Source organism: Psychrobacter sp. NPDC078929 (genome assembly GCF_050267985.1).
Lineage (GTDB): Bacteria > Pseudomonadota > Gammaproteobacteria > Pseudomonadales > Moraxellaceae > Psychrobacter.
Genome location: NZ_JBNNFX010000015.1, coordinates 72428 through 88607, shown reverse-complemented (window position 1 = coordinate 88607; position 16180 = coordinate 72428). Strand labels below are relative to the sequence as shown.

13 protein-coding genes and 1 pseudogene are annotated in these 16180 nt (G+C 42.7%); 2 read left to right on the top strand and 12 right to left on the bottom strand.

The window, feature by feature from the left end; genetic code table 11:
- The 5 genes and pseudogenes from ACQKCG_RS09625 to ACQKCG_RS09605 all read right to left on the bottom strand — a co-directional run.
- Positions 1-74: pseudogene (locus ACQKCG_RS09625) on the bottom strand (hypothetical protein); the annotation flags it as partial.
- 223 nt (positions 75-297) lie between these two features.
- Positions 298-2424, bottom strand: coding sequence for an elongation factor G (gene fusA, locus ACQKCG_RS09620; RefSeq protein WP_101205359.1), 2127 nt, complete (start codon positions 2422-2424; stop codon positions 298-300).
- A gap of 343 nt (positions 2425-2767) precedes the next feature.
- Positions 2768-3241, bottom strand: a complete 474-nt coding sequence (gene rpsG, locus ACQKCG_RS09615) for a 30S ribosomal protein S7 (protein WP_057761735.1) — start codon at positions 3239-3241, stop codon at positions 2768-2770.
- A gap of 218 nt (positions 3242-3459) precedes the next feature.
- The gene (gene rpsL / locus ACQKCG_RS09610; RefSeq protein ID WP_011281154.1) at positions 3460-3834 is read right to left on the bottom strand and encodes a 30S ribosomal protein S12; all 375 of its coding nucleotides are present in this window, start codon (positions 3832-3834) and stop codon (positions 3460-3462) included.
- Between the two features lie 411 nt (positions 3835-4245).
- Positions 4246-5367 carry an EcsC family protein gene (locus ACQKCG_RS09605; protein WP_101205358.1) on the bottom strand — a complete coding sequence of 374 codons (1122 nt, stop codon included), beginning with the start codon at positions 5365-5367 and terminating at the stop codon, positions 4246-4248.
- A gap of 499 nt (positions 5368-5866) precedes the next feature.
- Between ACQKCG_RS09605 and ACQKCG_RS09600 the strand changes: the two genes are divergently transcribed.
- Entirely contained in the window at positions 5867-7102 is a 1236-nt protein-coding gene (locus tag ACQKCG_RS09600; protein WP_101205357.1) for a beta-ketoacyl-ACP synthase II, read from the top strand.
- Positions 7103-7105: 3 nt separating this feature from the next.
- The gene (locus ACQKCG_RS09595; RefSeq protein WP_101205356.1) at positions 7106-8848 is read left to right on the top strand and encodes an anthranilate synthase component I family protein; all 1743 of its coding nucleotides are present in this window, start codon (positions 7106-7108) and stop codon (positions 8846-8848) included.
- A gap of 141 nt (positions 8849-8989) precedes the next feature.
- On the opposite strand, the gene hisC is transcribed toward ACQKCG_RS09595, so the two are convergent.
- The 7 genes from hisC to ACQKCG_RS09560 all read right to left on the bottom strand — a co-directional run bounded on the left by hisC (position 8990) and on the right by ACQKCG_RS09560 (position 16179).
- Positions 8990-10123, bottom strand: coding sequence for a histidinol-phosphate transaminase (hisC, locus tag ACQKCG_RS09590; RefSeq protein ID WP_101205355.1), 1134 nt, complete (start codon positions 10121-10123; stop codon positions 8990-8992).
- Between the two features lie 74 nt (positions 10124-10197).
- Positions 10198-11493, bottom strand: a complete 1296-nt coding sequence (gene hisD, locus ACQKCG_RS09585) for a histidinol dehydrogenase (protein WP_101205354.1) — start codon at positions 11491-11493, stop codon at positions 10198-10200.
- A 250-nt stretch (positions 11494-11743) separates the two neighbouring features.
- Positions 11744-12436, bottom strand: coding sequence for an ATP phosphoribosyltransferase (gene hisG / locus ACQKCG_RS09580; protein WP_101205353.1), 693 nt, complete (start codon positions 12434-12436; stop codon positions 11744-11746).
- Between the two features lie 94 nt (positions 12437-12530).
- On the bottom strand, positions 12531-13799 hold the full coding sequence (gene murA / locus ACQKCG_RS09575) for a UDP-N-acetylglucosamine 1-carboxyvinyltransferase (RefSeq protein WP_101205352.1): 1269 nt from the start codon (positions 13797-13799) through the stop codon (positions 12531-12533).
- A 111-nt stretch (positions 13800-13910) separates the two neighbouring features.
- Complete coding sequence (locus ACQKCG_RS09570) at positions 13911-14162, bottom strand: BolA family protein (protein WP_101205351.1); 252 nt, start codon at positions 14160-14162, stop codon at positions 13911-13913.
- Between the two features lie 259 nt (positions 14163-14421).
- Positions 14422-14889: a hypothetical protein gene (locus ACQKCG_RS09565; RefSeq protein ID WP_101205350.1), complete on the bottom strand. Its 468-nt coding sequence runs from the start codon at positions 14887-14889 to the stop codon at positions 14422-14424.
- 294 nt (positions 14890-15183) lie between these two features.
- Positions 15184-16179, bottom strand: coding sequence for an alpha/beta hydrolase (locus ACQKCG_RS09560; RefSeq protein ID WP_101205349.1), 996 nt, complete (start codon positions 16177-16179; stop codon positions 15184-15186).
- Position 16180: the final 1 nt, after the last annotated feature.

Genomic DNA, 16180 nt, shown 5'->3' with positions numbered 1-16180 from the left:
TTACCATGGTCAACGTGTCCGATTGTACCGACGTTGACGTGTGGCTTGTTACGTTCAAACTTGGCCTTTGCCATGGGTATTTCCTCTTTTTTTGGGGTTCAAGACTTAACTCATATAAATATGATTATTAAGACGATTTTGACCACATTAAGATAATTGTTAAAAGGTTGCACATACTAATGTGCAGATATTATAAGAAAATCGCGGCCAATAACAAGTCTTTTAACAAGTTATTGGCGTATTCTTTAGTGACAATACACAGACATACTCTATATTGTCACTTTCAGTAAGTTTTATTTACTCGTCATCATCTTTAGAGTTGAACTTAGAGATGATTTCAGCAGCAACTGATTTTGGAATTTCAGCGTACTTTTGGAATTCCATTGAGTAAGTTGCACGGCCTTGGGACATAGAGCGCATTTGAGTGGCATAACCAAACATTTCCGCTAATGGTACTTCAGCACGAATCTGTTTAGTACCGCCAGGTAGATCTTCCATACCCTGTACCAAACCACGACGACGGTTAAGATCGCCCATGATGTCGCCCATGTAGTCTTCAGGTGTTTCAACTTCTACTTTCATTACTGGCTCAAGTAGCGCTGGATCAGCTGCTAAGAAACCTTTTCTGAAGGCCATAGAACCAGCCATCTTAAATGACAATTCATCAGAGTCAACGTCATGATAAGAACCATCATACAAGGTCGCTTTTACGCCAACTACAGGGTAGCCTGCAAGTACGCCGTTTTTCATGCGCTCTTGGATACCTTTGTCAACAGCACCGTGGAATTCTTTTGGTACAGTACCACCAACAACTTCTTCAGCGAATTCATATTCAGTGTCGCCAGCTGGATCAAGTGGCTCAAGACGTAACCAAACGTGACCAAACTTACCACGACCACCTGTTTGACGTACGAATTTGCCTTCTTGTTCAACAGTGTTACGAATCGTCTCACGATAAGCAACCTGAGGTGCACCGATGTTTGCTTCAACGTTGAATTCACGCTTCATACGGTCAACAAGAATCTCTAGATGTAGCTCACCCATACCACTGATGATCGTCTGACCAGATTCTTCGTCAGTGTGTACACGGAACGATGGATCTTCTTTTGCCAAACGGCCAAGAGCGATTGACATTTTTTCTTGGTCAGCTTTGGTCTTTGGTTCAACAGCTAGAGAGATAACTGGATCTGGGAATTCCATACGCTCAAGAGTGATCACGTTGTCTTCATCACATAGCGTATCACCAGTAGTCACATCTTTCATGCCGACTAGAGCTGCGATATCACCAGTACGAATCTCTGCAAGCTCTTCTTGAGAGTTTGCCATCATCTGTACGATACGACCAACACGCTCACGCTTCATTTTAACTGGGTTATAAACACTGCTACCCTGCTTCATTACACCAGAATAAACACGTACGAAGGTTAAGTTACCAACGAATTTGTCATTCATGATTTTGAACGCTAGTGCTGAGAAAGGTGCTTCATCTGATGCTTCACGGCTGCCTTCGCTTTCGTCTTTGTCATCAAGAATACCTTTAATAGCAGGTACGTCGATTGGTGCAGGTAGATACTGAATAACGGCATCTAGCATCTTCTGTACACCTTTGTTCTTAAAGGCAGTACCACAAAGAAGCGGAATGATTTCGTTATCGATAGTTAACTGACGAATAGCACCGTGAATTTGTTCTACAGTCAACTCACCGTTTTCTAGGTATTCGTTCATCAACTCTTCGTTGGCTTCAGCAGCATTTTCTACAAGGTGTTCGCGGTATTCTGCTGCTTTTTCTTGTAGTTCAGTTGGGATTTCGCGCTCATCATATTGCATACCTTGAGACGCTTCGTCCCAATAGATAGCTTTCATAGTCACTAGATCAACAACGCCTTCGAAGTCATCTTCTTTACCAATTGGGATAACCAATGGTACAGGGTTACCGCCTAAGCGAGTTTTGATCTGTTCGATAACACGATAGAAATCAGCACCAACACGATCCATTTTGTTTACAAATGCAAGACGTGGTACTTTATATTTGTTCGCCTGACGCCATACGGTCTCAGACTGTGGCTGAACGCCGCCTACTGCACAGTAAACCATGCAAGCGCCATCAAGTACACGCATAGAACGTTCAACTTCGATCGTGAAGTCAACGTGACCTGGGGTATCGATGATGTTGATACGGTGTTCGTCAAACTGTTTAGCCATACCTGACCAAAAACAAGTTGTTGCCGCTGAGGTAATAGTAATACCACGCTCTTGTTCTTGCTCCATCCAGTCCATAGTGGCTGCGCCATCATGTACTTCGCCAATTTTGTGGCTAACACCGGTATAGAATAAAACACGCTCTGTAGTGGTTGTCTTACCAGCATCGATGTGCGCTGAGATACCAATATTGCGATAGCGTTTTAGGGGAGTTTTACGAGCCATAGTGTTTTCCTAGGAAAAGTCGTGTATATAATAATGTATTGTGTCTCTACCTCATACTCTATGACAAAGCGTTCAGCTTCGTAATATTACTTACTGATTATTGAGCCTAATACGGACAAAAAAAGAGCAAATACTAAGAATAGTGCGGCATCAAATTTGGGATGCTCTCCAGCAAAAACAGTATTTGTTAAGAGAGACATCTGGATATATGTCCGCCACCTCAGTCATCAATAAATAACATTTATATATGACCGAATGATGATGGCGGCAATCAATAGAATAAACAACAATGTAAGATTAAATGGCATGAGCCACTAATCTCAAGCTACTATTAAAAAGTAGCTTAGAAACGGTAATGAGAGAATGCTTTGTTAGCATCTGCCATGCGGTGAACTTCGTCACGCTTTTTCATAGCAGCGCCTTTGCCATCAGCAGCATCATTCAATTCGCCAGCTAAACGCAAAGCCATTGATTTTTCAGAACGCTTAGCAGCCGCTTCAGCTAACCAACGCATAGCCAATGCAGTACGACGGGAGGGGCGTACTTCCATTGGTACTTGATAGGTTGCACCGCCAACGCGGCGAGCTTTTACTTCTACCATTGGGCGTACATTTTCTAGCACTTCTTCGAAGAAAGATACTGGATCTTCAACTTTACGCTTCTCACTTACTGTCTCAAGTGCACCGTAAACGATACGCTCAGCAGTAGATTTTTTACCATCACTCATTACATGGTTGATGAATTTTGCAACAGTTTGGCTACCAAACTTAGGATCCGGTAGGATCTCACGGGCAGCAACGACGCGACGTCTTGGCATAATAAATTTCCTTATCTTCAGGAGTGTCTAACATTCACAACATCGACTACTTATCATTAGGATATGGCAGTGAGTTATCAGTTAGCCTTACTGCATGGTGGTATGTTTTAAGAGCAAATCCCAGATATATATTTATATAAAAGTGATACTACTACTGACACCAAACCCATGCACAGTTATTGGGTAGTGCAAAAAGCTTAGTTAATAACGTTTAGTTATTAAACTTTAGGCTTCTTAGCACCGTACTTAGAGCGACCTTGCTTACGGTCTTTAACGCCTGCGCAATCTAATGCACCGCGAACAGTGTGATAACGTACACCTGGTAGATCTTTTACACGACCACCACGGATTAGAACAACACTGTGCTCTTGTAGGTTATGACCTTCGCCACCGATGTAGCTTGATACTTCATAGCCTGAAGTCAAACGTACACGACATACTTTACGCATGGCAGAGTTAGGTTTTTTTGGCGTGGTAGTATATACACGAGTACATACACCGCGACGCTGTGGGCACGCTTCCAACGCAGGAACTTTTGACTTTTCCTTGATGGTTTTGCGACCTTTACGAATCAATTGGTTAGTTGTTGCCATAAGGCATCCTTCTCCCGTTTGGTATAAAACAAAAAAATGGGCCAATGCACCATCTATCTGACAATAATTGCAGATTTCGGGGCACCCATTTTTAGGACAGTGTATTATAAAGAGTTGTTGCTGCTATTTCAACCACTTATGAATGGTTTCGCTTTACAACATTTGATAGATATGCATTCAGCCTCTCATTGTATCACTTTATAGATTTTTCGCCGAAAAATAGCGTAAGAAATAAAGTAAACAAAGTGAGCTCAAGCATCATTAAGAAAAGATGTTTAACATTGAAATGGTACTTGATAGTAACTAAGTGGTGGTATTTATCCTAATTTTCAAGTCATGTTGCTCAATCAAACTAAGATAAATACCGCTGTACTTATAAATATATAGCCCAACTAGCAAATAATATGTCTATTACTTGGCTTTTTTATCAGACGTTTGCTTGTCTGAGTCTTTTTTACTGCTAGTTTCTTTTTTACTGGTTTCTTCTTTATTAGGGGCTTTTTCTGAATCACTGCTTTTTTCTTTGCGCTCTGTGTCTTTTTTCGCCTCATCAGTACTAGCCTTTTCTACTTTGGCCTCACTGCTGCTGTCATCGGTAATGGCACGATTAGCCAATTTTGCTTCTGGTGCAAAGGTCGCCTGAGCAACGCCAATAACTTCATCAATCAATTGGCTATTATAATGCATGCCGATCGCTACTGCAGTGACAGGAATGAAGCGACGAACCCATGATAAATTGATCTGATCTAAATCAATACCTACTTGACTGGCGACTTTGTCTATTTGCGCAGCATAGAAATTTACATTTTTGTTTTTCAGACCAAGATTTTTAAGTTCACTATGCAGTCCATTACTCTGAGCATTATCGAGCAAACCCTTACCAATACCTAGACCAGCTAGCAGCGCTTGTTTTTCTTGCATTTTGCTCAAATCAGCGTTTGATAGTAACTCGTACGCCATCTTGACGCCTTGCTTACCTGTCAGCGGCTTATTATATACAGCAGCAATCTGATAAACCGTACGTAATGAAACCAGTAATAGCCACAATGTATCAGCGAGCAAACCTGGTAGACCTGCCAAACCCGTCAAGCCACCCATCATTGCAAGCGCGCGATTTTGATTGGCGATATCAGTAGCTAGAGCATAACGTTCTTCGTCATCTAAAGTAGCAATATTGGCAAAGCGATGTTCATTAGGTAAGTCGAGTTGACTCCAGTTGGCAGCGAGATTGGCCACTTGGGCAAATGCACCATCAACTGTCGATTGAAAAAAGCTGTTTGGTACGACTTTCTTGGCATATTTACCATAAGTAGCAAAACGTGGTCCTAAAAGTTGCTGCGTCGCCTTCAACGTTTGCTCACGAAACAAGTCTTGTTGGTAGTCTTCATCGCCTAGGTCTACAGCTTTATATTGACGCGGTTTGCCCGTTTTAGCGTTTACGCTATCAATCATAGCCCCTACACGCTCTAGATTGTTTCGAGTAAAAGAGCCAATGGTATTGATGCTTTTAGAAAGAGTACTACGCTTTGCCATCGTGATGTCCTTAATATGATGAGTTGGTTTTTTAATATAATTGTATTTTAATATGATATTTAATTATTAATAATAATGAGTCTATTATTTTAGCCAGTTATCGTAACTGGTGTCAGTGCGAACAATGTTATTAGAATCACAAATTTTGTATCTAAAGTATAATTCTGTCCATAGTCAGTAGCTAGTCTTACTTCTCATCTCTTTACTCAAAACTCAGTCATAAGTGTTATTTTGTCGTTATTTTACACTTGTCCAAAGATTTCCAGTGCTTGATACGTTATCATGTGCCATAACTGAGAGCATAATTGTACACTGAACTTATATTGCCTCTGATAGACCGTTAACAGAATTTCGTTACCTAAATTCATGCTATCGTTATCTACATAGACTATTTTTTCATTATAATGCTCGAATTAACTCATAGTTAAACATCATATATAGATTTACCACGATTATTGCAACCAACTGCTAGCAAGTCGTTACTTATAAGGAATAGCATATGCGCCGCGTCGTTATTACTGGAGCAGGGATTGTCTCTTGTATTGGACATGATTTAGATACTGTCACCACTGCCCTTAAAGAAGGTCAGTCTGGCATCACATTTAACGATTCTTATGCTGAGCACGAGTTTAAATCACACGTGAGCGGTAGTATCAATCAATCAGAACTGGATACCAGTGGTATCGATCGTAAGCTGAAACGGTTCTTTAGTGACGCCAGTCTTTATGCTTATGTTAGTGCGCTAAATGCGATTGAGCACTCTGGCCTGTCACTTGATACCATCAATAACAACCCACGAGTGGGTGTAGTGGCAAGTTCGGGCGGCGCATCAACAGAAAATATCGTCAATGCTATCGATGCTATGCGCGAAAAAGGTCTACGCGGTGTCGGCGCAATGGCAGTACCAAAGACAATGGGCAGCTCAGTATCAGCTGCTTTAGCAACCGGCCTCAAAATCCAAGGCGTCTCCTACTCGCTCGCCTCTGCTTGTGCGACTTCGACACACTGTATCGGTCATGCTGCTGAGCTTATCCAATTGGGTAAAGCCGATGTGATATTGGCTGGTGGTAGTGAAGCTGAGCATTGGACACAGTCTTGTATGTTTGATGCCATGGGCGCAGTTAGTACTCAGTATAACGACACACCAAAACTTGCCTCAAGAGCCTATGACAAAGACCGTGACGGTTTTGTGATTGCTGCTGGTGGCGCGATGGTGGTTGTAGAGAGTCTGGAGCATGCTCAAGCACGCGGCGCTAATATTTTGGCTGAAATCGTTGGCTATGGTGCCAGCTCTGATGGTGCAGAAATGGTTGCGCCAAGCGGTGAAGGTGCAGTTCGCTGTATGCAACAAGCCTTGGCCGAAGCGGGTCTAGAAAGTGTCGATTACATTAACAGCCATGGTACTAGTACACCACTGGGCGATATTACTGAGCTTAAAGCGATTGCTAAAATATTTGATAATGACGTCAGTAAAGTACCTGCTATCAGCTCAACCAAATCAATGACAGGTCATAGCTTGGGCGCTGTTGGTGCACAAGAGCTGATTTATTGTCTACTAATGCTACAGGGCGGGTTTATCGCTCCAAGTATCAATGTTGACAACTTAGATCCTGCTGCTGAAGGTTTTGATATTGTCACCGAAATGCGTGAAGCAAATCTTGAAACCTTGATGAGTAATAGCTTTGGCTTTGGTGGTACTAACGCTACGCTAATTATCAAAAAGTTTGACGCTTAACCCATGCTTGTATCAAATCACAATACAACTGAGCAGACAGATTCTGCGCCATCGCCAGCTAGCAAACCTAGCTGGCGTTTTGGTGATTTGTCTGCTGCAGAGCTGATGCCGCAGCTACAGCGTCACTTGCTCGACCAAGATATTAAAGCAAACTGGCAGCTTGTTTGGCTTAATAACGATGGTCGACCAGTGATTGGCTTACTGCCTAAAGTTAGCTGGTCTGTTTATCCCAATGATGAGCAAGCTTCTAGTGACTCACCCAATGTTTATAAGGTGATTAAAAATTGTCGCAGTAATGACGTGCGCCGCGATACTGATGTAAATAGCGATAACAATAGTTATGCTGGCACGACAGCTTATATGAGCTATCTAGAATGGCAAGAGGAACTAATCGCTTATAGCAATACTCAAAAAGCCAATCACGACACGTCATATATCAATAGCGAAGAAAGCTCGAAACCTAGTTATCATCATGGGCTAATCGGTTTTATTGGTTATGATATTGCAGCTCATGAGCTAAGTCCTGCCGATAGGATTGAATTGGCAATGCAGCCGTGTGCCTCGTTGGGACATTATGATATTTATCTAACACCTACGGCACATGCTGATACAGGCTGGGAATTAAAGAGTCATCTAACCAATGCTGACGTTTCTGAGAATATTGGTCATAAGACAAACGATAGTCTTATAACGACTCTTACCTCTTACCTAGACGAACTGGATCAAAAACTGTCTGATAAATATCTCAATCCGTCACAGTTTAAAGATGCATCAAGCATCACTCCCCTAGTTTTAAGTCCGCGATGGAGTAAGCTTGATTATCAACAAGCATTTAATCGCACACAAGACTATCTACAGCAAGGCGACTGCTATCAGATAAACCTGACACAGAAATGGTCTGGCAGTTTAGCGTGTAAAAATAACGATGTTCAATCAGCCTATTCACTTATTGACTATTTGCCCGCACTGTATCGCAATACAAAAGCACCTTTTGCAGGATATGTAAGTGTTGATAGCACTGATGGTGATTACCTAAATAGAAACAACTTTGACGCAGATAGCAATCATTTTGAGCTATTAAGCTGCTCACCTGAGTTGTTTTTTACATTCACTAGAGAAATCGACACTGGCAAACACTCTATTCGTACTAAGCCTATCAAGGGAACCATGCCGCGAGGTGGTACTAACGAGCAAGATGAGCGCTATAAACAGCAATTGGTCAATAGCGAAAAAGACCGTGCCGAAAATGTCATGATTGTAGATTTACTGCGTAATGATTTGGGCAAATACGCCAAAATTGGTAGTGTGAAAGTACCGCAATTATTTGCGATTGAAAGCTTTAGCAACGTGCATCATATGGTCAGTACTATTACCGCTGAGCTAAAAGCTGATACTCATCCACTAGCTGTATTGTTTGGTAGTCTGCCTGCTGGCTCTATCACTGGCACACCAAAAAAACGTGCCGTTGAGATCATTGCTGAACTGGAATCTACGCCACGCGGTGCTTATTGTGGCACTATGGGTTATATGAATTTTGATGGTAGTGGTCAATGGAACGTGCTCATTCGTACATTGCAAGCCAGTACTTCGTCAGATAATAGCCTTAATGAAGAAAGACACGTTAATCTATGGGCAGGTGGCGGTATTACGGTCGCGTCCGATTGTGATGCTGAATACCAAGAATGCTTAGATAAAGTAGGTAATTTATTATCAGTACTGGCTCAAAAACCTAAAATAGTAAACTAAAACCTTCTTATTAATTTAAAGCAAAAAAAAGCCTGCCAACGTTATGTTAGCAGGCTTTTTTTAATACTTATTAATGTTGTTTTGCGTTCTGAATAAATAGGCTTACCTATCAACATTCTATATTAAGCTATCAATATAATTTTATTCAGCAACAACGCTAGCATCGACTTGCAAAGCTTTTAGCGCATCAATCAAACGCTCGTTCTGCTCTGCCGTACCGATAGTAATACGCAAGTACTCTGCAATACGCGGCTTATCAAAATGGCGAACGATAATGCCCTGCTCGCGTAACGCACTCGCGACAGCACTTGCATTGCCATCTTTTGGACGAGCAAAAACAAAGTTGGCATGTGACGGTAGGACCTTATAGCCCAATGTCGTCAACTCTGCTGTTAGCGACGTACGTAAATCAATGACTTGCTGACGGGTGTGCTCAAAATACTCAGTGTCTAACACACTCGCAGTCGCCCCAGCTTGAGCCAACTTATCCAGCGGATAGCTGTTAAAGCTATTTTTCATCCGGGTCAGTGCTTCAATCAACGATGCATTGCCAAAGGCCATACCAACGCGCAATCCAGCAAGCGAGCGTGACTTTGAAAAGGTTTGGGTCACGATAACGTTATCACACTCATTGATTAGGCTAACTGCTGAGACTGGCAGGTCTGCATTGCTTTCATCTATCTGAGCAAAATCGATATACGCTTCGTCAATAACAATGACCGCATTAGAATGCTCACTCGCAAGTTTACGAATATCAGCAAGTGATAATAGCAAGCCCGTTGGCGCATTAGGGTTGGCGATGATAATACCGCTACAAGGCTGACGATAAGCATCAGGGTCAATGCTAAAGTCTTCTTCTAGAGGAATCTGTACAAGCTCTACACCGAACGTCTGTGCATATACTGGATAAAAACTGTAACCAATATCAGGTGATAGCAGCGGACGCTCTTTTAAAAAGAAGCTAGCAAAGACTAACGCCAAGACTTCATCTGAACCATTACCAACGAATACTTGATTGATATCAAGGTTGTATGACTGTGCTAATGCAGCACGTAGGTCATTAGATTCAGGAGCAGGATACAAACGTAACTCATCAGCTTGCTGTTCCAAGACCTTGGCAATAGCCTCCCCTACTTTTGGCGAGGGTGGAAACGGGTTTTCATTGGTATTTAGTTTGCATAGATTGTCGTGTTGCGGCTGCTCACCTGGAACATAAGGTGACAAGTTGCGTGCTTTAGACGACCACAGTCTGGTGTCTATTTTTGACTCACTCATAAATTATCCTACTATTAGCCAAAAAGACTATTAAAAATAAATATCAAAAGTAAAAGCTAAAAATTCAAAATCAATTACTGATAACGATAACGAGCTGAACGCGCATGGGCTTCTAAGTCCTCACGCTGCGCTAAAATATCAGCTGTCTCAGCCAAAGGCTTACTACCAGATTCACTGCAATAAATAATGGATGATTTCTTTTGAAAATCGTAAACACCTAACGGTGAAGAAAAGCGCGCGGTACCGGATGTTGGTAGCACATGGTTCGGTCCTGCACAGTAATCCCCAATCGCCTCAGGCGTGTGACGACCCATAAAGATAGCACCCGCATGACGAATATCATCTAACAATGCATCAGGGTTATCAACGGATAACTCCAAATGCTCAGGGGCAATACGATTAATCAGTGCCATACCCTCGCTACGATCTTTCACTAATATAAGTGCACCACGATTTTGTAGCGAATCGCGTGCGATATCTGCTTTTGGTAGCTCAGCGAGTGCTCTTTCTATCTCTAACGCGACTTCTTTTAGCTGCTCTTCACTGGTCGTCACAAAGATAGCTTGTGCAATACGGTCATGCTCAGCTTGAGACAATAGATCCATCGCTAGCCAATCTGCTCTATCTTGTGCTTCGCCTTCTGCATATACCAATACTTCTGAAGGTCCAGCAATCATGTCGATACCAACTTGACCAAATACCGCGCGCTTGGCAGCTGCGACATATTTGTTACCTGGTCCTGTGATTTTGTCCACGGCTGGAATCGTTTCAGTGCCGTAAGCTAAAGCTGCTACTGCTTGAGCACCACCAATAGTGAAGACGCGATCGACTTGGGCCAGATGAGCCGCTGCCAATACTAACGGATTGAGCACGCCTTTAGGCGCTGGTACGACCATGATGACTTCAGTAACGCCAGCCACCTTAGCAGGAATAGCATTCATCAATACTGACGATGGATAAGAAGCTAAACCACCCGGTACATAAATTCCAACGCGATCAAGTGGCGTGACTTTTTGACCCAATCGGTTACCTAGCTCATCCTCATACTGCCAGGTTTCTTGTACTTGGCGCTCATGGAATGTCTGTACCCGAGTTGCGGCTGTGGTCAACGCTATCTTTACTTTTTCATCAAGATTGGCAAACGCTTCAGTAAGCGCTTCTTTAGACAGCTCTAACTCTTGCATCGACGTTGCTGGATGCTGGTCAAACTGTTGGGTCAATGCCAACACGACGCTATCACCATCAGCACGTACTTGGGCGATGATATCATCGACGGTATGTAGTAGTTCAGCATCATTGACTGTTTCAAAGGCAAGCAACTGTGTCAATTGACTATCAAAATCGGCATTTTGGGTACTTAACTGGCGCATGACCTAATCCTATATCTGAGCATAAAGTAGTGCTAAAAATGAACGGTTTGGAACTGAGTAAAGTATGTTTCACTTTCAAAGTATTGCGACTTATTCGATGTCTTCTTGTCTAAATTTTATGGTGATTTTATGTTTTCGCAAGCTAAGACAACAAAACCAGTTTAGCACGCTACGTCATTCATAGCCTGCTAAACTGGTTTAAAAATTTGTATAACCGTGCTTTGTTTTACCAATGACTTGCACTGGATAATTAGCTATTGGCGATACTATTTTTAAAGCTATCTAAGATTGGTTCTAGTAATGCAAATTTGCGCTTATAGCTAACTTGATTGACAATCAGACGTGAGGAAACATCACAAATATGATCGCGTGCTTCAAGTCCATTGGCGCGTAGTGTGTTACCTGTGTCGACCACATCGACGATCAAATCACCTAAACCAACCAATGGCGCAAGCTCCATCGAACCGTAAAGTTTGATGACATCAACCTGCTGACCTTGGCTCGCAAAATAAGCACGAGCGACATTGACATATTTGGTCGCGATACGCAGGCGACGATTTGGCAGCGGTGCATCTTTCACACCCGCAGTCATCAGTTTGCACTGAGCAATCTGCAAATCGAGTAATTCATAAACATGATTGGCACCATGCTCAAGCAGCACATCTTTACCCGCCACCCCAAAGTCAGCAGCGCCATGTTCGACATAGGTCGGCACATCGCTGGCACGCAAAATCAATACACGCACATTTGGATTTGAGGTTGGAAAAATCAGTTTACGTGACGCTTCAGGGTCTTCTAAAAGATCAACGCCAGCTGCACGTAGCAGTGGCATGGTCTCTTCTAAAATGCGGCCTTTTGATAAAGCCAAGGTTAGACCTGAAAACTCATCGTTTACTTCGTTTAATAAACCGCTGGCTGGTAAAGATTTGCTTGTCTCAGTCATAATGACATCGTGTCCATGTGCAGTCCCCTACTCAAAGGGGAGTTTCTAATTTATATCGTAATACGGGTAACAGTTTATATTGAGTTAACCAGTATTAAGCGTTAGTATTGATACGTTCGATGTTAACGCCAAGGCTACGCAGCTTGTCTTCAACATGCTCATAACCACGATCGATGTGGTAAATACGATCAATCAAGCTCTCGCCTTCAGCAGTCGCTGCTGCCATTACTAATGACATAGACGCACGTAAATCTGTCGCCATTACTGGTGCTGCGGTAAAGTTTTCGACACCTCGTACTACGGCAGTGTGACCGTCAACCTGAATAGACGCGCCCAAACGATTGAGCTCTGGTACGTGCATATAGCGATTTTCGAAAATGTTTTCGATAAAAGTACTCGTACCGTCAGCTAAGCAGGCAATAGCCATTAGTTGAGCTTGCATATCCGTTGGAAAACCAGGATGCGGCTGTGTACGAATATCAACCGCTTTTGGGCGGCCTTTCATTTGTGCGCGAATCCAGTCATCACCTGTCGTAATAACCGCACCCATGTCTTCGAACTTCTCTAGCACTGGCGTCAATAATAGAGCAGATGTTTTTTTGGTCAATACATCACCACGTGTCATCAAGGCACCAGCAAGGTATGAGCCTGTCTCAATACGGTCAGGGACAACTGAGTACTCACAGCCGTGTAAACGCTCTACCCCTTCGATGGTCATCGTTGATGTACCGATACCACTTATTTTGGCACCCATTGCAACTAACATATTGGCTAGATCAACCACTTCTGGCTCTAACGCACAATTTCCTAAGACAGTAGTACCTTTAGCCAATGCTGCTGCCATGATGACGTTCTCAGTACCGCCGACGGTAATCATATCAAATGAGAAATTACAGCCTAATAGCTTGCCACCTTTTGGTGCTTGAGCTTTTACGTAGCCATTCTCTACACTGATCTCAGCACCCATCGCTTCAAAAGCTTTTAGGTGTTGATCGACAGGGCGTGAACCAATCGCACAACCACCCGGCAATGAGACTTCAGCTTCACCAAAACGTGCCAGTAGCGGCCCTAGCACCAAGATTGAAGCGCGCATGGTCTTTACCAAATCATACGGGGCATAAAAGTTATCGATACTCTTGGTATCGCAAGTGACTGTATCATCTTGCTTCTGGATTTTGATACCCATGCCACCGATCAATTCAATCAACGTTCGCACGTCTTGTAGTGACGGCACGTTATGCAGTGTCGTTGGCGTCTCAGCCAATATCATAGCTGCGAGTAACGGCAAAGCGGCATTTTTGGCGCCTGAGATGGTGACTTCCCCTGCGATACGACTACTACCAGTGATTAAAAATTGATCCATAAAGGTGACAACCTATCGATGAGTATAGAAAATTATGAAAACCAGAACTACAGCTCTCAACCATGCATATGGCCGATTCAGTAATATCTAGTCATATAGACAGCTATTTGATTAGCCTTTTGATTGAGCGTCCCACTCAGCAGGCGTCAGCGCTTGGATATTGAGTGCGTGAATATCGCCACTCGCAATCTTATCATTGACTAACGCATATACTGCTTGCTGACGTTGAACCGCGCGTTTGCCTTCAAAGCTGGTATCGACTACGCGTACATCAAACTTATTACCTTGGTTGGCAGCTTGGATAAAAGCGTCTGGGAAGTGCGTTTGTAAAAATGCAATCAAATCGTCAGCGTTCATGCTCATAAAATATCCTGTCTTATGTAAATAGGTTTTATTTGAATGGCAACATTATAACAAGAGTTTGAACATCTTACAGCACTGTCTGTGTATAAGCGCACATGACATATACATATCATCAATTTTAAATAAACGGGATACAATATCAAGCGCTTTTAGACTGCTATAGCGCATCGACTATAAGCTGACTATAAATAGCACCGACCAAACAGTCACTGTAATGGTTGCTTTGACGATGAAAGACTCTAAATAACATGCCAAAATTTTAACGTCTTTCCATTTGAACAACTCGTTTTATGGTACGTCTTTCAATCACGGCATCTGATTGACTGGCTAAAGTAAACTTTACCTCAGACTCCTTTAAGTTCTCTGGAATAGTAAGCTGCATCACTACCGTGGTTTTGGCATCGCAAGGCACAGTGATACACCATTGCTGCTCGATGCCTTTTTCGATGATTGGATTCCATTTAATATCATAATTGTACTTTTTATTGACGCGCTCAAGCTTCGGGACGATGACTTTATTGAGATAAGCAGGGCGGTCACTCTCTCTTAGCTCATTGTATTGATTTATCTCTGAATCAGTGAAAGGTATATTGGCGATAGGCTGTGAGCCAGGATCTTTTTTGATAATAATATCAATCCCTATTATAGGATCACTGCCTCCTGCGGCAAATGACAATGAAGGTATGGCTAAAGTTAGGCTTAATAGGGATAGCTTAAGTAGTTTCATACTGGTAGTCCTTTAGTTTGAGTTGGCTTTCCTTAACTTATGGTCTTATATATTTTAATAGCGACCTTTCTATAATAGAGATAGACGGCATTGAATGAACAGTCTTTTTTTGTATTTATACTTCTGAATATACAAATATAGCGAAATATAAAAAGCCCCAGCAGGCGCTAGGCCAAACTGGGGTTCCGTATTAGGTGCTCATTAACAAGTAGAATGGCTCTTTAAAAAGCTATTTAGAGCACTATTTTAAAGGCTGTTTGAAGCGCTATCAAAAAATACTCTAAACTATTTTAGTTATTTCAGCTCTTTGTCCAGATAAATCAGCACTTGCGCACGTACATCATTGACCCAACGCAGCGGCGGTGCCATCGCACCAATACTAGTTGCGTGACTGGCTCCTTCGATTTCGCCCGTTTCAACGGTTACGCCTGCTTTTTTAAACGCTTCTGTCATTTTGATTGTATTAGTCACATGTACAATTTTGTCTTTTTCTGCGGTTAATAATAAATACGGTGGCTGCGCGCCTTTAATCTGGCGATCTGGCATCACCTCATCAGGTGTGGCATTGGGGCCAAACGCCGTTGCACTACTGAACTTGCGGAAATCATAGCTATAAGGACCCGCAATTCCGATAACGGCTGCAATATCTGTTGGCTTAATACCATAAGGCGCCAAAAAGTCTTCGTTGGCAACGGCTGCTACTGCATTAAACGCGCCAGCAGAGTGCCCCATCACCGCTAGGCGTGACGGATCAGCATGGAGACTGGTCGCATTTTCAATACTCCAAGCAATCGCTTGAGCCGCATCTTTGACATAATCAGGATAGACGTGTTCAGGCGCTTTACGGTAATTAATCACTGCGGTGACATACCCTGCTTTGGCTAAGCTCTGACCGACAAAGGCGTATTGTTCTTTATTGCCGCTCTCCCATGAACCACCATGGACAAATACCACCATAGGATAGCTAGTGTTGATAGCACTCTGAGATTTCATTGCTTGCGCTAGCGGTTTTGGATAATAGATATCTAAGTCTTGTGAAGGCTGATCACCATATAAGATATCCTTACTTACCCCAACGCCACCACTAGAAGTAATCCCATTGACGATAGCTAACGGTGATAATGCCTGTGCGTTTTGCGTGGCTAACGCGATACTGCCCAATGCCAATATTGCCGCACCACCAAATTTCAATGTTCGTGTTTTCTTATGAGCAGGTTTATTGTGTATCCCTATATTACTAATGACGCTTGTTTCTTCATTTGGTTGTATATTTGCCTGTGAATCCTTCATG